Origin of the sequence: Planococcus donghaensis (genome assembly GCF_001687665.2) — a bacterium.
In the GTDB taxonomy this organism is placed as follows: domain Bacteria; phylum Bacillota; class Bacilli; order Bacillales_A; family Planococcaceae; genus Planococcus; species Planococcus donghaensis.
On the sequence record NZ_CP016543.2, the window covers coordinates 2,739,185 to 2,756,450 of the forward strand.

Consider the following 17,266-nt stretch of genomic DNA (forward strand, 5'->3'; position numbering starts at 1 on the left):
TGGAACAGGCCACATTTTATAATTTAGCTTCAGATAACATGGTCGCGTAAATCCCATTTGCATTTAGTAATTGTTGTTGCGTACCCGATTCTACTAATTTCCCCATCTCCATCACAAGCACCAAATCAGCTTTTCGAATGGTATTCAGTCGATGCGCAATGACAAAACTCGTCCGCCCCGCCATAAGTCGTTCTAACGCTTCTTGGATTTTTAACTCTGTAACCGTGTCGATGCTACTGGTTGCTTCGTCTAACAATAAAATAACCGGATCAGCAATAAGTGCACGGGCAATCGACAGCAATTGCTTCTGACCTTGACTAATCATTGACCCATCGCCTGTTAAAATCGTCTCGTAGCCATTCGGTAGCTTTTCGATAAATTCGTGTGCATTGGCCCCTTTAGCAGCTTTGATGACTTCTTCATCTGTGGCATCTAGTTTGCCGTACCGAATATTTTCACTAACAGTCGCTTCGAATAAGAATGGATCTTGCAATACAAAAGCAATTTGTTTACGCAATGTTTCACGTGGCATAGAAGCGATTGGCAATCCATCCAACCGAATCTCCCCTTCGTTGGCGTCGTAAAAACGGGCTAATAATTGCATGATGGTTGTTTTTCCCGCTCCGGTCGCTCCGACTAATGCCGTTGTTTGACCAATGCCCACCTTGAAACTAACATCCTGAATGGTCCAGTCTTCTTCTGCCCCTTCGTATTTAAATGAAACTTGGTCGAAGACTACTTCACCCTTCAGTTCTTTTTCCACATTCAATACTAAATCATCTTTTTCTTCAGATTCGTCCATAATGGCAAAAACACGTTCGGCTCCTGCAATGGCTGACAACACCGTATTAAATTGGTTTGCCAAATCATTTAAAGGACGTGTAAACTGTCTAGAATACTCCGTAAAAATAACAATAACCCCAATAGATACAGAGCCATTCAAAGCGAGAACCCCACCAACCCCAGCAACAATTGCAAAACTTCCGTTGTTTAAAAAGTTCATGACTTTTGGAATAAATCCAGCATAGGTCCATGCCCAAAATCCAGCTTGTCGAAGGTTTTCACTTTTTTCGCGAAACTCTTCCATCACACGCGGTTCTTGTGAAAAAGCTTTGACGATTTTTTGGCCAGAAATGGTTTCTTCAACCATGCCATTCAATTCCCCAATCGCTTTTTGCTGTTCTTTATACAATTTGCTTGTACGTTTTGTAATCCATTGAATGGATACGTACATAAGCGGAATGATGATTAATGTTAATAAGGTCAATAACGGACTCAGCATCACCATGACGATGGCGGTACCTGTTAAGGTTAATATGCTTGAAAACACTTGAATAAACGAGGTATTCAACGTAGATGAGACGTTTTCAATATCATTGGTCATGCGACTCATTAACTCTCCGTGCTGCCGTTTATCGAAAAATGTCACAGGCAAACGTTGAAGATGTGAAAAAAGCCGTGTCCGCAAGCGGTAAATCACTTGTTGAGCAATTCCAACCATCCAAAAATTTTGCAAATACAAAGATACCGAATGGGCAATGTAAACCACAATCAACCAAAGGACGACTGTGCCCATGCCATTAAAGCTTTGTGGAACAATATATTCGTCAATGATAAAACCGATTAAATAAGGTCCGAGCAATGCCATTGCGGAACTGACAAATACCAATGCCAAAACCACAATCAGTAACAAGCGCTGTTCATCAACTAGCTTCCAAATTTTAAGTAGTGTCGATTTCCAATTTTGCGCACGTTCGTCTTTTTTGTCTTTCTTTTTCGTTAAATCTTCTTTAGTCAAAATGGGTTCATATCCAAATGGTCGGCGGATGGCATCAAACATATTCATCAACCTCCTCTTCTTGTTGAGACATTGCAATTTGACGATACAGTTCTGATTCATGCACGAGTTGTTCATGCGTACCATACGCAGAAATCTCACCATTTTCTAACAACAATATTCGATCGGCTCTCATCGCTGTACGAATTTTTTGGGTAACTACGAGCATGGTTGCATGTTCTTGTTCAAGTTCTTCCCACAATGCGCCTTCTGTTTTAACATCTAATGCACTGGTGCTATCATCTAAAATCAAAATAGACGGATTGCGAACTAAAGCTCGCGCAATGGATAAGCGTTGCTTTTGTCCGCCTGATAAATTCACACCTTTTTGCCCAACGCGTGTGTAATAGCCTTTCGGAAAACGTTCGACGGTTTCGTGAATTTGTGCTTTAATCGCGGCATCTGCTAGTTCGTCTTGAACGACTTCATCTTTTCCCCAAGAAAGATTATTGGAAATGGTTCCTGTGAAAAGAAGCGATTGTTGAGGAACTATACCAATCGTTTTCCGCAACTCCCGTATCGACCATTCGGTAACATCACGACCATGTAGAGATACAACGCCATCTGTCGCATCATAAAAACGCGGCAGCAATTGCAGTAAAGTCGACTTTCCGGACCCTGTGGCTCCCATAATTGCTAGTTTTTCATTTGGTTTTAGTTCGAAGGAAATGTTTTTTAAAACCGGTTTGTTTGTTTCAGGATAAATGAAGGAGACATTGTCAAAGCAGACTGCTCCTGGACGTGTTCCTTCTTTTTCTCCAACGTCTTCTTGTTCATGTCCATCTTCTGCAAGAAGCACTTCTTCTATGCGTTCAGAAGATGCTTTTGCTCGTGCAAAAATCATAATGATAAATGAAAACATCGAAAAAGCACCTGTCATGCGCATCGCGTAGTTAACGATTGCGACCAATTCACCAATTTGTGCGCCCCCTGCTCGAATTTCAAAAGCCCCGAACCACAAAACAGCAAGCAACGAAACGTTCATTCCGAATAATAAAATTGGCAAAATAATTTCCATGATGCGAAATGCCTTAACGGTATCTACTTTCAAGTCTCCAGCGACTTCTGAAAACCGATTCGCTTCATATTTCCCTCGTAAATATGCTTTGATCAAGCGTACTGCCTGAAGGTTTTCTTGAACAATTCGGTTTACACGATCGAGTCTTTTTTGAACAAATCCAAAATACGATACACCTTTTTTCACCATAATGTACAGAAATGCGAGTAAAAAAGGAAAAACAACCACTAAATACAAAGCCAATTTCGGATTGACTACAAATGCCATAATCATACTTCCCACAACAAGTAGCGGTGCACGTAACATTATCCGTAAACCCATATATAACACTTGTTGAACCAATGTGACATCACTTGTAAGGCGTGTAATTAACCCTGACGCTGGGAATTTATTGAACATTGCCAATGAAAAAGACTGGATTTTTCCATAAACAGCTTGCCGCAAATCAAAAGAAAAACTTTGAGAAGCATGAGCGGCAAAGTACGAATTGACGATTCCCGAGACAAAAGCAATTACCGATAGAGCCATCAGGACAATTCCCAATTGGATGATGACATCTTGGTCTTTTGCGACAATTCCTTTGTCGATGATATTGGCAATAACTAACGGTTGCATCAATTCTACAGTTAGCTCTAACAGCATTAAAATAAGTGCAATGACAATATAAAACTTATATGGTTTTGCATAAGAAAAAACTGTTTTCATACCCGTTCCTCCTAAATGTTTCGAAACCCGAACCTTTGTACTAAATAGTATGCCATAATTTTCAGATATCGAATAGCATTTTTACCCAATTCAAAAAACGACACCGTAATAAGATGTCGTTTTTCTTTGACTCTCTATTTTTTTAGTTGATAACCTGAGGCACTCGACTCTTTTTTTTCTTCTTTTTCGGATTTCCAGCAAGAGATAACCATGCGACAAATACTAACATTGCCAGTGCGCCTCCTAATTGAATAGGAGACAAGATGTGACCAAACCAAAACATGGAGATAACCATTGCCGTTAATGGTTCAAAAGAGGACAAAATACTTGTTTCCACAGGTGTAATAAAACGCATGCTACTAAGGAATAATACAAATGCGGCAGTTCCAAATATAATAATTCCTAAAATCGAACCACTGACTGCAGGTACTGCTAAAATCGCGAATTCATTAATAAATGTGATTGGATTGACCAACCCTATAAAAATTCCGCCAAAAAGCATGGACCATGCAACAATGAGTAACACACCCCATTCCTGCATAAGGCGTGCGGGATAGAGCGTATAAAAAGTAAAAGCTAGACCTACCAAAACTCCCCAAAACAAAGCTTCAGCGCTAATAATCAGTTGATCTGGTTTTCCATTTGTGAGTAACAAAAACAAACCAGCCAAAGTTCCCACCATCCCAATCACTTGATAGAGAGGGGGAAATTTTTTATGAGTTATGGAGACAAAAAAAATAATATAAACCGGCGCTAAAAATTGCATGAGCGTGGCTACTACAGCATTACTTGCCTCGATTGCTGCAACAAAGCTGTATTGGGCACCCAACATGCCAAACAAAGAAAAAATTAGTAATGGCCGAATCCAAAATTTATTGCGGAAAATAGCTGTAATGCGAACACCTTTCAATTTCAAGAACAAGAGTAGGAACGTGCCTGCTACCGTTAGACGCAACGTTATGATAAATGGCACTGAAACAACGTAATTATTCATTACCCATTCCATTAATGGGCCAGTGGCTCCCCACATGATAGCTCCAATCAATATCATAGAAACTCCTTTTAGACGTTCCATTTCCATACTCCTCCCTATAGAAAAACCAACCTTAAAAGATTGGTTTAGTTCTTTATTAAAATGATAGATTCATCATCAAGCCGATATAAAAGCAACAAATAAAGCCAATACTGAAAACGAGAGACAACCACGCATTTGCTTTTTTAAAAAAAGCTACTAACATGACGATCAGTAGTGAAAAACTTACGATCAATAGTAAAGTACCATTTAATGTCGCATCTAACTCAGCAGTAATAGGGATGTAAAGAGGCCCTGATAGCTTATCAACAAGCCACCCACTGCCTTCACTCCGTAGTGTATCATTCACATCATGAGGTGGGGCTTGTTTGCTCATAAAGGCCGTGAAAACAAAAACAAAAAGTAATAGCAAACTTTCAACTTTTAACCAAACTCGTTGAAATTCTTTTTGCTTGTTAAGAAATCCATTAATCATCGCCGCCAGAAGAACTGGAATAATACTAATATGCTTTAGTAGAAGTAACTGACCATAAGGCAACGCCCACGAATCTGTATAATCTGCAGGTGCCACGAAAAAAAACATAATGACAATTCCGCTAGCAATTACTCCTGCAACACAGATTATTGCAAAAGGCGTGAACCATGCTAAAAAAGGACGCCAATTTGCGCCATTTTTTGCAAACCATGCGACATGTAACAGCACGCCTGTCCACATTGACATTAAAAGAAAGTGACTCGAATGTAGAGCAAAACCAACCCATAGATCAATCGTCGAAATGTGACTATAAAATCCAACAGTCAAAAAGAGTAGTAGCACATATAGTGCTTGTATGTATCGATTTCCATTTAAGTAAATCGCAATCGCTAAAATAACACTCAGCAATAATGTAATTATCCATCCTTGGCCTATACGAAACTCTGTAATCGCTGTTCGAAAAGCTTCAATCGAACTTTGACTGTTTTGCAAAAGTATAGCCAGTTCATAAACAGGAGCAAATGATAAAAGGACTATACCAGCAATGCTCATTAATAACAAAACTTTAGAGCTTGATAACAAGGGTTTACGGTTTTCTGGAACAAATTGTAACAAAATAGAACCTGCTAAATAAGAAAAAGCAATATATAAAAGAACGTCTGCAAATGCCGTTAAGAAAATCATGTCTTCTTCACCCTCAGTTTATAAATTCCGTAAACTACTAGAACTGCAGCGAGTACTAATAGAATCGTTACTCGTACATCATTGTTTTTTTCAGTTTTGGATTCTACTAATTTTTTCTCAGTTGCGCTTGCTGTTTCACTTACCATAGGAGTATTTGCCAACTCTATTTTTTTTTCGACTTCGACTGACAAGCCGAACGCAACGTCTCCTTCAATCGGATGGCCGTCTTGTCCAATAATGTTCCATACAATACGATAAGAACCGTTTGGCAAGGTTGTACTAAAGTTCCCGGTCATCACATTTTTTTAATCACAATATCTTCAAATTCAAAAGATCCTGTTTCTCCTTCAATGCTCATCGTACTACCTTCTTGAATATTTGTATCAAAAACCAACTCTGCTTTTGTTAACTCTTCTGCAATATTTTGACCTTCACTCAGTGTAGAAAAAAGTAGAGCTGTATGAGCTTGCACCGAAAAAGGAAAAATGATCATTAAAAAAAGAAGCCGAAAATTTTTTATTCATCTATTTACCTCAATTTTCATATGATTTATGCCTATTCTCTCACGATTACTAAGGAAAGGACAGAAAAATTCCACAAATCTGAGTAGAGATTATTTTGAAAAGGATGACGATAGACCTTTTCTTCTCTATAATGAAAGTAAACTACGGTTAAGGAGCGTCAATGAATGAGCGAAATAAAAGAAAACCTAACTGACACCCTTGTTTTCAACCACATTCCCTTCCCAATTATCATACTCGATAAAGACGGCTTAGTTACATGGTGCAATCAGCACGCTGAGCACGTTTTCCAAATAGAAGCCGAATCGGTTATAGGTCAACTTTCTTCATATATGAATCCCGAAAAAGCTGCATTAAACAAGCACTCATGGGACAAGCTATTACATACTGAAGAATCTGTCAGATTTGAAAACATTGAAATAGAATTAGGTGGCGGAGTTACAACTTATACGACTGTAGTAGCTAAATCCTACACATTCGATGGTCAACAATATGTGATGACCATTTACGAAATGAACGAAGCAGATAAAGATGGCTCTTCTTCTATTGAGTTAAACCATTTACGTAATGGTTTAGATGACTCTTTTATGCTGCTATATTTTGATCAAGAATTTTTAATTACGTATGCCAACCCACTATTTTTAAAATTGAGTAAATGGACACCTAAACGAATTTTAGGAAAACCTGTATGGCATATGTTCGGAGACAGCACTGAAGACGTTCAATTTGTCGACTCAATCTTATCTACCTTACGACAAGGAGAAGTTTGGAACGGCGAAGCGAAAAAAGTCAAAAAAGATGGAGGAATTTATTGGGTCGAGTTAACGGCTATTCCGATGCAATTATCGAGTGAAGATACATATTACATTTTCCTTGAAAAAGACATCACAGCTAATAAACAAGCCCAAAAACACCTTGAAGAAATTGCATTTATCGACCCTGTAACTGGTCTAGAAAATCGACATAGATTGGAACAAATCGTCAACGAATACATAGAAGAAGGTCGTCATTTCTCCTTTGTTTTCATGGATATTGATCGTTTCTATACATTGCGCGATGTCTCAGATACAGATGTTGAAAATGAATTACTTATTGAATTTACGAAACGTCTTCGCATGTACTTTTCCGACTCGATTATTACGCGTGCCGGTTTGCATGAGTTCGCTTTAGTCACGCCATTAAGCAATTGGTTTATTGAAGGTTTCCTTCATTATTTGCAGCAGCATCCTATTTACTTACAAGGAACAGCCGTACCATTGACGGTTAGCGGAGCTATTACCAAGTATCCTGAAGATCAACATAGCTTTATGCATCTAATCAAAGCTTCCTACGCCACCATTAAAAAGGTAAAAGAACGTGGAGGTAGCGAGATATCCGCGTTGACTCCTGATGATCATGAACGATTAAGCCGGAAAGCTGCTATTGAAAAACACTTAATCTACGCTTTAGACCGCAAAAACTTACAGCTTTTATACCAGCCAATTGTTAACTTAGCAAATGGTAAAGTTGAACGTGTAGAAGCATTTGTCCGTTGGACCGATTCAGAAATTGGCGTTGTTACTCCTGATGAACTAATTCCAATTGCAGAAGAAAACGGCTTGATCAACAAAATTGGTAGTTTTGTTGTTGAAACGGCTTGTCGTCAATTAAGTGATTGGAAAGCCAAAAATATCGACCTTCAAATTAGCATTAACTCGTCAATTCATGAATTTAGAGATAAAGATATGGCGAAGATGTTACTTGAAAATTTAAAGCTGAATGACTGTCACCCAAGTTCCCTAATGATTGAAATCACCGAAAAATTTGCATTAGAAGCTGAAGCCGAACGTTCAATTATGGCTCAAATGAAGAACCTCCATCAAGAAGGAATCACGTTTGCATTGGATGACTTCGGAACTGGATATGCTTCGTTCCGCTACATGCTCTTATTGCCAATATCTTCAATAAAAATAGATCAAATGATTATCCAGTCTATTACCAAGCAAGAAAGAATACAAAAACTAATCAACGGTATGATTCAATTTGGTAAATCACTTGATTTCCAAGTAACTGCCGAAGGTGTCGAAACAAATGAACAATTTGAACTTCTACGCGCTATGGGATGCGACAGCCTACAAGGCTACATCATCGGGCACCCGATGACAGCCACAGACCTAGAAAAATGGCTGGGGTAACAAGAAAAGCGCAAGCTGCCGTGTAGATTCGACGGGCATAAGACGCTCAGGCGATGTGGCATGTTTTCAGCCACACAGCCGGAGTGGCTTATGACCCTAGAATCTGGCAGCTGGAGCTAGACAACTTAGAAAAGCGCAAGCTGCCATGTAGTCCCGACAAGCGCTGGAAGCCTTGCCGTTAATGGCGTTCTTCAGCCATTGGCGGGAAAGGCTGAAGCGACTCGAGGGACTGGCAGCTGGAGCTAGACAACTTAGAAAAGCGCAAGCTGCCGTGTAGTCCCGACAAGCGCTGGAAGCCTTGCAGTTAATGGCGTTCTTCAGCCATTGGCGGAAAGGCTGAAGCGACTCGAGGGACTGGCAGCTGAAGCTAGACATCAAGAAAAGCGCAAGCTGCCGTGGAGATTCGACGGGCATAAGACGCTCAGGCGACGTGGCATGTTTTCAACCACACAGCCGGAGTGGCTTATGACCCTAGAATCTGGCAGCTGAAGCTAGACAACTTAGAAAAGCGCAAGCTGCCTACACCCAAAACTTCAAAAAATCCTAAAAAAATGGGCCTGACAAACAAGAATTATTCTTGTGTCAGACCCATTTTTTTCTGTATTCTTTTAGCTTGCCGCTTAAAAAACAGCTGCATGATTACTTCTGCAAATACCAACCCCATCGCAACAGCTCCAGAAATCATCATTGCTTCTGAGGCAAACGCAATAGCCTCTAAATAATCATTTTCTACAATTTTGCGCATAGCGTTATATGCTTTACTTCCGGGTACTAAAGGAATAATCCCTGCAATACTAAAAATAATCATTGGCATACGAAACTTTTTAGCTAACAAATGGGCCACAATTGAAACAACAAACGCACCTGCAAAAGAAGCTTGCACCGGATCTTCGAAAGTCAGGAAAAATATGCGGTAAATAAGCCAACCACTCATACCTACTAGACCACAACTGATTAATGTACGACGTGGCGTATTAAAGATGACGCCAAATGCGCCTGCAGCCATAAAGCTGAGAAATGCTTCTAATGGCCAGTTCATCTGATCTCCTCCTTAAAATGATAAAACGACCGCAATACCTGCTCCGATTGCAAACGCTGTTAAAAATGCTTCTGCTCCTTTAGATAAACCGGACATAAAATGACCTGCCATCAAGTCGCGTACCGCGTTTGTTATAAGTAACCCGGGCACAAGCGGCATAATTGATCCAATGATCAAAGTATCTAAATCTGTTGCAAACCCTGTATAAACTACAAGCGATGCCAAAATCCCAATCACAAAAGAGCCGATAAACTCTGCAAATATCTTCACTCGCGTTTCTATTAAAATGGTTTCTACAATGATAAAGCCAGTCCCACCAAATAGAAATGCGAATGGGAGGTCTTTCCAATTTCCACCTAACAAAATAAAGAAACAGCCACTCGCTACCGCAGCAGCCAAAATTTGAATCCATATATGAAATCGATAATTGGTTTGATCGATAATTAACATTTCATCGTAAGCCTGTCGTAATGTATATTCTCCTGCTACCAATTTCCGAGAAACCGAATTAATAAGAGCCACCCGCTCAAGGTCCGTACTTCGATTATTAATACGTACAAATCGTGTAGCTAGCTCTTCACTTGGAGAAAACATGATACCTGATGGTGTCACGAAACAATGGGAATTCACCATATTTTGCGACACTGCCATTCGAATCATTGTATCTTCAACACGATACGTTTCTGCGCCACTTTCCATCATGATTCTACCAGCTAGTAGAAAACAATCCAAGGCAAGTTCACGGCTCGTTTCTCCTATTTGCGCCACTTGTTCCTCTCCTTTCACAGTCGATTTCTTTTCTTATCATAACGCAATTAAACAAAAAACTAAACGCCCCAATAAATCGGAGCGTTTGAAAGGGCTTGTTATAGGCATGTTAATAACTACGGCTTTAATACAACTTTTGTACAGTTATCTTGATGGTCATTAAAAATTTGGTAAGCATCACTTGCACTTTCCAAAGGCATAACGTGCGAAATGATTTCTCGTGGATCAAATTCGCCATTTTCAATTTTTTTGTAAAGCATAGGCATCAAGTGGATAACTGGGGCTTGTCCCATTTTCAAGGTAACATTCCGCTCAAACATATTTCCAAGTGGAAACTGATTATAAGTCAATCCATAAACACCGGTCAATTGAATGGTTCCAAATTTACTAACAGCATCTTTTGCGATGTTAATAGCACCGAGCGTACCACCTTGTAACATCAGTTTTTGCTGGACAGCCTCTGCCGGGGATTTTTTTCCGTCCATTCCTACACAATCAATTACAATACGGGCTCCTCCTTGCGTGATTTCATGAATTAAAGCCCCAGTATTATCATGCTGGCTGAAGTCAACAATCTCTACATTGTTTATTTTTTTAGCAAGTTCCATCCGATAAGGAATTTCATCCACTGCAATAACGCGGCTCGCACCTTGCATCCATGCAAATTTTTGAGCCATCAGACCAATTGGACCGCATCCGAGAACAACAACTGTATCGCCTTTTTTCACGCCTGCATGTTCTACACTCCACCACGCAGTAGGTAAAACATCCGACAAAAATAACAACGATTCATCTTCTAGTTCTGAGGACTCTGGAATTACTAAAGGAGTAAAATTCCCATAAGGTACACGCAAGTACTCTGCCTGGCCACCAGAATAATCCCCGTAACGTTCTGTTAATCCAAAATATGCGCCCGTATCAAAATGAGGGTTGCTATTTGAATTATCACATTGACTCTCCATTTCATTGCTACAATAGAAACACTGACCACAACTAATGTTAAAAGGCAGTACAATGCGATCTCCTTTTTTTACTTTAGTAACCTCTGGTCCGACTTCTTCTACAATTCCCATTGGCTCATGTCCGATGACCGTGTCTTTTGTAGTCGGCAATGCTCCTTGATAAATATGTAGATCTGTACCACAAATAGCTGTTGATGTTATTTTGACAATAATATCGTCTTTTTTCTGGATTTCAGGATCTTTCACTTCTTTCACCCTCATATCTTTTGTGCCTTGAAATGTAACTGCCTTCATTATTATCCCTCCAGTATTATTCAGAATATTCCTCATCTTCCCTTTTCCGATTATTTAAAACCTAAAAAAAGAAGCGAAATGTATTCGCTTCTTTCTTATTTATCAAATTCCAACGTAGCAATCGGTTCAAAACTTTCTAATTCATAGCTCTTTATTTCACCATTTGCTACGGTATACAGTTCGTCATCAATATAAAGAAGGCGTTGAACAAAAGTATTCCAATCTCCATACTGATTATTGGCTTGTTCGATTAAGCTTGCTGCTTGTGAAATACCGTCAGTCGTAATTGTGTAAATCAATGCTCCTTCACCTTGAAACTCTATATACTCATCAGAAGCTTCATCGTATAAGCTTACGGGGAAGCCAAAGAGATTTTTCTTTTGATGAGTAAACAAAGCTTTGTGATCGTATTGTAGCGCAGAGTAAGTTCCTGGTCCCCCGATAATCTCAGTGTCTTTTTCTAGAGGGTTTTCAAAGTCACTGACATCAAACAATGAAATCTTCATGCCCCCCGTCACAACACGCGGTTCTCCATTTTTTACAGGTACTAGCTTCGTATCATAACCAAAACCGATTAAATGATTGTCATCCAATGGGTGTAAGTAATTTGAGAAACCTGGTATTTTCAATTCACCAAGTACTTTTGGAGAAGATGGCGTCGAGACATCGATAACAAACAACGGATCTGTTTCTTTAAAAGTTACCATGTAAGCTTTATCTTTAATGAACCGTGCCGAATAAATTCGCTCACCTTTTGCCAAATCTTCTACCGATCCTACTTGATTCATCTGTTGGTCTAAAACAAATAAATGATTTTTTGAAGGAGTAGTTAAATCCCAGGCAATTCCTTCTGTCGTTACCGCTCGGAAATGGCCATCGAATTCATCCATCGAAAATTGGTTGAGCAACGCGCCTGTTATTTCTGCAGAAGCGATAAATTCAACAGTTGCGCCCGTTAACCCAAATTTAAAAACTTCCGTATTGGCTTGTTGCGGAAACCAAATATCCATTCTTCGACCATCCCGCATTTCTTCATCGTCTAAAGGCACGTATGCAGGCGCTGTTAAATACAAATGGTCTTCGTTCATATAAAGCTGTTCACTACCGCCTAAAAAACCATCTGTTGAGATATCATTGGTTTCGGGAGCCGTTAAATCCATTGCTGTAATTACGCTATAACTGCCTTCCATCGTTCCGGGCAGAATCGCAATGCTGTCATAAGGAACAGGCTGAAGTTCTCCGCCTTTTTTCGAATCGTACTGATGAGGACGAAGTTCCGGCTCATCTTGTTCTTCCAACATCCAATAGTCTGGGTAAACGTTTGTTACAAAATAAAGGATATTGTTCGTCAGCCTAGCACCATTCAAATACCCTTCGGTTCCAAACTCTCGAATCAATTGAGGAGATTGAGGGTTGCTAACATCATACAAATACACAGAAGTAACACCAATTTGTGGTGTCCAGCTATGCGGCATCCGAGCAGTCATGTTCGGATAGGCCGAATAACGGCTCCCCATAACTACAAGTGTATCTTCTGTTAAGAAAAGCTGCTCCGGGTACATGTTTTCTGTAAATGGAAGTTCCGCCGCGATTGTCATTTCCTGCGGATTTCGAACATCTGAAATCACAACTCGTGATTCGCTGATCGAATAAATGTAAGAGCCATCGGTTTTCACCAAATCTGCTTCATCTACCCCTTCCACTTGGTTGTTAGTAGTTGAATAATCACCTTCTGCTCCGCCACCATCGCTTTGACTAGCACTTGAGTCTGAGGACTCTGCTGTTTCTTCTATACCAACATCGTACCGTTGATTATTTTGATACATCTCCATCAATCGGCTAAAATAATCTCGCAATTGTTCTTCACCTGATAGTTTTTCTAATTGTTCCTGCACAACAAATGAAATTTCCGTATCCGTTAAATTTTTAAAAAATCGATTTTTTAATGCAGCTCGTTTAATATGCAAACGGTATTCTCCAGTGTTGATGCCTACTACTTCGAGTGTCTTGCCATTATCCTGGATGTACATTTCGGCTTCTACACGGTTGTTCTGTGCATCCGTAATATACACGTCACCTTTCTCCACAGCTTCTTGCTGGAGAGATGAAGAGAAATTGGCTTTCCATCCTTGTTCCGTTAAAGCGATTGGAGAAGCACTTACTGATACTTTGTTATTGATCACAACAAATACTAATCCAACTGCTAAAACGGCCATGATTGCAATAATCCAAAACTTTTTCTTCTTCATGACGCTCACGCCCTTTCAGACATCTCTTTTTCTATTAGACAGGAGAGCACTGGAAAAGTTACACATTTCACATAATTTTTTTTAATGCCGTCTGAAATGTAGATAAGAATGTTGCTGGAGATTTTGTCGTTTTGCCTCCACCTTGAGCAAATTGGACATTTCCGCCCCCTTTGCCATCGGTCAATGCAAGAAGCTGTTTTAATACTTCTCGCATATCTCCAGGTGCATCCTCACCTTTAGCACAAACAAAACGCGTGTCGCCATCTGTACTACTGATAAACAGCGCTATTGCCGATGGATGCTGGCCGATGACAAGTCGAGCAAGCTGTTGCAATTCTTTTATCGACCGGTTTTCGAATACTTCTTGTATAAGATGATTTTCTGGGATAATCGTTTTTGCTTCTAAGTTTAACAATTGCTCTTGAAGGTTTTTTATCGTTTTACTCATAGTAGCCTTATCTGCCAGCAAAGTGTCTGTCGCTTGCTTCAATTCAACAGCAGGCGCATTTAGCTGAACCACCAATTGATCGGTAGTTTCCAATAAGAAATCAAAATACTGTAATGCTCGATCGCCACACAAAAAATAAACCCTCATGCCGCCTTTGTTTTTTTCAGTTGAAATGATTTTTAGTAACCCGATTTCTGCCGTACTTTTTGGATGTGTGCCTCCACAGGCATTCAAATCAATCCCCTCAATTTCAACTAAGCGAATGTCCCCTTCTACTGCAGGTGGCTTTCTCAAATTTAATGTTTGAGCTTTTTCCGAACTTACCCAATTCGTAGAAATTGGAAGAGCTTGACCAATAAGTTCGTTAGCTCTTTTTTCAATATCAAGAAGTTGCTCTTTTGTTGCTGTATCCAAATCCAAATCGATTGTCACGCGTTCTTTTCCTAAGTGAAAACTTTGTGTTTTTAAGCCTAGCGTATCTTCAAACAAAGCGCTCAACAAATGTTGACCTGCATGCTGTTGCATATGATCCCGTCTTCTTTGTCTATCCAATTGAGCAGAAAAACGTTCTTTTGGTACCTCCATATCGGTATAATGACGAATTTCACCATTGTTCGATTGTACATCCAACACTTTTGCGGGCCCTATCTCGCCTGTATCTGCAGGCTGGCCGCCTCCTTCTGGATAAAAAAAACTTTGATCTAAAATAGCATAATAGCCAGTTTCGTCTTTTCCATTATCGATTACTTGAACTACTGCTGAAGAAATCTCTGAATCTTGATAATACAATTTCGTTGTCATATCGAACCTTCTTTCTTAACTTAATACAGTTACTTTCATACTATTGTTTACTAAATTTCTTTTAGTGGAATTACAGGAGTAAATAGACTTACAGGAGGACAGATGACATGCCTAAGTTCAATCGTTCCGTATTATTGTATAACGGCAATGCAGGACAGTCTACGGTAGACTCTGTTCTGAGACTGGCCGTTCCACACATTGCGCAAGCATCACACTCGCTTGAAATTATTCAAACGGCTTCACCAGAAGAATTTGAAAATGCTTGTCAGACTGCTGCAACAGATGCAGACATTCTTTTTATCGCAGGCGGCGATGGCACTGTCCACTCCGCAGTGCGTGCATTAGCTGACATTTCTAATCCTGCGCCAATGGCCATATTGCCGAGTGGTACAGCCAACGACTTTGCCCGCACTTTGAATATACCGTTAGACTTAGATTTAGCAGCGACAGAACTGATCAACGGTGATATTAAAGAAATTGATACCGGAAAAATTAATGGGGGATCATTTCTGAATTTCGCAGGAATTGGGGTCATTACCGATGCCTCCTCCAATATTGATCCTACATTAAAAGAACGTTACGGAAAAATTAGTTACTTTATGAGTGCTCTGCAATCGATGCGACAAGCCACTCCCTTTTCAGTCGAGTTGAAAATTGATGGCATTAGTTATACAGAAGAAGGTGTACTCGTCTTAGTCATGAACGGAAAGTCGATTGGTACACACAATTTCCCAATGGCAACTATTGATCCCACAGATGGCTTGCTCGATTTATTTGTTATTCAAACTTCCTCTTTATCAGCGATTCGTGAATGGTTTTCACTTGCTCAACCAGAAGTTGTGACAGAAGAGTTGGAACATATTACGCATTACCAAGGTCAATCCATTTCCATTACCACCGAAGAAAAGTTGGACGTTGATACAGATGGCGAAATTTATTTGAAAACACCGCTCAATATCGAAGTTCAACCTGGAAGCTTAAAGATGTTAGTCCCCAAACAACTTGAAGATATCATTTGAACAAAAAAGGGCGGCTCCTAAAGGAAGCCCCCTTTTCAATTAATATATTTCGTCAATTCTTTTATTTTTGAAAAGCTGAGCGATGAATGGTTTCTTTAATTTCGACACCACGCTTCGCCATTTCAGCGATATATTCTTCCCCCGGAACAATCATTTCGGGAGGATAGGCACCACGCTTATTAATGATTCCATTCCCGATCATTTGCGCTACTACAGAAATGGTATAAGCTGTTGCACGTGCCATCGCTGTAACCCCTGTTTCTTGGTCTTTTACCGTTACCATATTGTATTCATACGTAACTTCTTCTCCAGCCTTAACACCTGACACCGTCACTCGTAAAACGACAGCGTCTTGTTTGTCTCCTAGTTCTGTTATCGGCTCCAGTACAGCTTTTAAGACTGCCCGAAGATTGACTTCACGGTTATCAATCGTGACTGTTTTTGTTCGATCCGTTAGCCCCAACTCTACCAATAATTTAAATTTCTCCGCGTGCCCTTTATAGCGCAACGTTTTATATTCCAATGAATTAACATCGCTAAACGTCTCCGTTAAAGTGGATGTCCCTCCTGAAGTATGGAAAGCTTCTAATTCGCCAAAACCTTCAAACTGCACATGTTCAACTTCAGATAAAGATTCAACTTCGAGTAACTTCCCATCACGAATAACGTGCGACTTATCGGTGTAATGATCAAACACTCCTTCTAACGAAAAGACATGATTGTATTCTAATGGAGGTTCAGGATGAACTGGAATGCCCCCAACAAACAAGCGAATACCTGACACTTGGTCAAGTTTACTTGCACCATATCCAGTCAAAATGTTAATCATTCCGGGAGCAACACCTAAATCGGGGATGAGTGTCACACCTTTTTTCTGCGCTTCTTCGTGCATTTCAAGTACTGCATCTGTAGCGCCACCTATGTGGCCACCTAAATCGACCGAATGCACGCCACATGAAAGTGCAGTAGCCGCCACTTTTTCATTAAATGTATAAAATAATGCATTAATAACAATATCTCCTTTAGAAATTGCCGCCACCAATTCCTCATCATTACTAGCGTCCAACTCTAATACTTCTAATTTGCTATTGCCAAGTTTTTCTTTGAAAAGCAGCGCTTGATCTTTATTGCGATCGGCTAAATAAACCTTTTTCACAGCTTCATTAGAAACCAAATCTCTAGCCGCTTGTTTCCCCATTAAGCCTGCCCCTAATACGACAACTTTCATCTCCCCATCCC

14 protein-coding genes are annotated in these 17,266 nt (G+C 39.9%); 2 read left to right on the forward strand and 12 right to left on the reverse strand.

Annotated features, from left to right (window positions below; translation table 11 throughout):
- Positions 1-16: 16 nt before the first annotated feature.
- From BCM40_RS13480 to BCM40_RS16595, 6 genes are all read right to left on the reverse strand, one after another.
- Positions 17-1,840 (reverse strand): ABC transporter ATP-binding protein, encoded by a 1,824-nt coding sequence (locus BCM40_RS13480; protein WP_156851298.1) that lies wholly within the window; start codon positions 1,838-1,840, stop codon positions 17-19.
- Positions 1,833-3,560, reverse strand: coding sequence for an ABC transporter ATP-binding protein (locus BCM40_RS13485; RefSeq protein WP_065525443.1), 1,728 nt, complete (start codon positions 3,558-3,560; stop codon positions 1,833-1,835). Before BCM40_RS13485 ends, BCM40_RS13480 begins: the two co-directional genes overlap by 8 nt.
- Before the next feature lie 142 nt (positions 3,561-3,702).
- Positions 3,703-4,635: a DMT family transporter gene (locus tag BCM40_RS13490; RefSeq protein WP_065525442.1), complete on the reverse strand. Its 933-nt coding sequence runs from the start codon at positions 4,633-4,635 to the stop codon at positions 3,703-3,705.
- A 55-nt stretch (positions 4,636-4,690) separates the two neighbouring features.
- Positions 4,691-5,752 carry a copper resistance D family protein gene (locus BCM40_RS13495; RefSeq protein WP_065525441.1) on the reverse strand — a complete coding sequence of 354 codons (1,062 nt, stop codon included), beginning with the start codon at positions 5,750-5,752 and terminating at the stop codon, positions 4,691-4,693.
- Positions 5,749-6,048 (reverse strand): copper resistance protein CopC, encoded by a 300-nt coding sequence (locus tag BCM40_RS16590; protein ID WP_238323786.1) that lies wholly within the window; start codon positions 6,046-6,048, stop codon positions 5,749-5,751. Before BCM40_RS16590 ends, BCM40_RS13495 begins: the two co-directional genes overlap by 4 nt.
- The gene (locus BCM40_RS16595) at positions 6,048-6,245 is read right to left on the reverse strand and encodes a hypothetical protein (protein WP_238323728.1); all 198 of its coding nucleotides are present in this window, start codon (positions 6,243-6,245) and stop codon (positions 6,048-6,050) included. Before BCM40_RS16595 ends, BCM40_RS16590 begins: the two co-directional genes overlap by 1 nt.
- A gap of 195 nt (positions 6,246-6,440) precedes the next feature.
- Here BCM40_RS16595 and BCM40_RS13505 point away from each other — a divergent pair, with 195 nt between their 5' ends.
- Positions 6,441-8,447 carry a sensor domain-containing protein gene (locus BCM40_RS13505; RefSeq protein ID WP_065525440.1) on the forward strand — a complete coding sequence of 669 codons (2,007 nt, stop codon included), beginning with the start codon at positions 6,441-6,443 and terminating at the stop codon, positions 8,445-8,447.
- 571 nt (positions 8,448-9,018) lie between these two features.
- On the opposite strand, the gene BCM40_RS13510 is transcribed toward BCM40_RS13505, so the two are convergent.
- From BCM40_RS13510 to BCM40_RS13530, 5 genes are all read right to left on the reverse strand, one after another.
- Entirely contained in the window at positions 9,019-9,486 is a 468-nt protein-coding gene (locus BCM40_RS13510) for a threonine/serine exporter family protein (protein WP_065525439.1), read from the reverse strand.
- 12 nt (positions 9,487-9,498) lie between these two features.
- Positions 9,499-10,254 carry a threonine/serine exporter family protein gene (locus tag BCM40_RS13515; RefSeq protein ID WP_065525438.1) on the reverse strand — a complete coding sequence of 252 codons (756 nt, stop codon included), beginning with the start codon at positions 10,252-10,254 and terminating at the stop codon, positions 9,499-9,501.
- Positions 10,255-10,370: 116 nt separating this feature from the next.
- Positions 10,371-11,510, reverse strand: a complete 1,140-nt coding sequence (locus BCM40_RS13520; protein WP_065525437.1) for a zinc-dependent alcohol dehydrogenase — start codon at positions 11,508-11,510, stop codon at positions 10,371-10,373.
- Between the two features lie 95 nt (positions 11,511-11,605).
- On the reverse strand, positions 11,606-13,759 hold the full coding sequence (locus tag BCM40_RS13525; RefSeq protein ID WP_065525436.1) for a beta-propeller domain-containing protein: 2,154 nt from the start codon (positions 13,757-13,759) through the stop codon (positions 11,606-11,608).
- 67 nt (positions 13,760-13,826) lie between these two features.
- Complete coding sequence (locus tag BCM40_RS13530; RefSeq protein WP_065525435.1) at positions 13,827-15,008, reverse strand: alanyl-tRNA editing protein; 1,182 nt, start codon at positions 15,006-15,008, stop codon at positions 13,827-13,829.
- A gap of 107 nt (positions 15,009-15,115) precedes the next feature.
- Here BCM40_RS13530 and BCM40_RS13535 point away from each other — a divergent pair, with 107 nt between their 5' ends.
- A complete protein-coding gene (locus BCM40_RS13535; RefSeq protein WP_065525434.1) occupies positions 15,116-16,027 on the forward strand; it encodes a diacylglycerol/lipid kinase family protein in 912 nt (303 codons plus the stop codon).
- A gap of 61 nt (positions 16,028-16,088) precedes the next feature.
- Here BCM40_RS13535 and BCM40_RS13540 read toward each other — a convergent pair whose 3' ends face one another.
- Positions 16,089-17,255: a saccharopine dehydrogenase family protein gene (locus tag BCM40_RS13540; protein ID WP_065525433.1), complete on the reverse strand. Its 1,167-nt coding sequence runs from the start codon at positions 17,253-17,255 to the stop codon at positions 16,089-16,091.
- Between the last annotated feature and the right edge of the window lie 11 nt (positions 17,256-17,266).

What these genes read in the sequence shown, in the direction of transcription:
- BCM40_RS13480 (WP_156851298.1), bottom strand. Translation starts at nt 1,840, where the DNA reads ATGTTTGATGCCATCCGCCGACCATTTGGATATGAACCCATTTTGACT.
- BCM40_RS13485 (WP_065525443.1), bottom strand. Translation starts at nt 3,560, where the DNA reads ATGAAAACAGTTTTTTCTTATGCAAAACCATATAAGTTTTATATTGTC.
- BCM40_RS13490 (WP_065525442.1), bottom strand. Translation starts at nt 4,635, where the DNA reads ATGGAACGTCTAAAAGGAGTTTCTATGATATTGATTGGAGCTATCATG.
- BCM40_RS13495 (WP_065525441.1), bottom strand. Translation starts at nt 5,752, where the DNA reads ATGATTTTCTTAACGGCATTTGCAGACGTTCTTTTATATATTGCTTTT.
- BCM40_RS16590 (WP_238323786.1), bottom strand. Translation starts at nt 6,048, where the DNA reads ATGACCGGGAACTTTAGTACAACCTTGCCAAACGGTTCTTATCGTATT.
- BCM40_RS16595 (WP_238323728.1), bottom strand. Translation starts at nt 6,245, where the DNA reads ATGATCATTTTTCCTTTTTCGGTGCAAGCTCATACAGCTCTACTTTTT.
- BCM40_RS13505 (WP_065525440.1), top strand. Translation starts at nt 6,441, where the DNA reads ATGAGCGAAATAAAAGAAAACCTAACTGACACCCTTGTTTTCAACCAC.
- BCM40_RS13510 (WP_065525439.1), bottom strand. Translation starts at nt 9,486, where the DNA reads ATGAACTGGCCATTAGAAGCATTTCTCAGCTTTATGGCTGCAGGCGCA.
- BCM40_RS13520 (WP_065525437.1), bottom strand. Translation starts at nt 11,510, where the DNA reads ATGAAGGCAGTTACATTTCAAGGCACAAAAGATATGAGGGTGAAAGAA.
- BCM40_RS13525 (WP_065525436.1), bottom strand. Translation starts at nt 13,759, where the DNA reads ATGAAGAAGAAAAAGTTTTGGATTATTGCAATCATGGCCGTTTTAGCA.
- BCM40_RS13530 (WP_065525435.1), bottom strand. Translation starts at nt 15,008, where the DNA reads ATGACAACGAAATTGTATTATCAAGATTCAGAGATTTCTTCAGCAGTA.
- BCM40_RS13535 (WP_065525434.1), top strand. Translation starts at nt 15,116, where the DNA reads ATGCCTAAGTTCAATCGTTCCGTATTATTGTATAACGGCAATGCAGGA.
- BCM40_RS13540 (WP_065525433.1), bottom strand. Translation starts at nt 17,255, where the DNA reads ATGAAAGTTGTCGTATTAGGGGCAGGCTTAATGGGGAAACAAGCGGCT.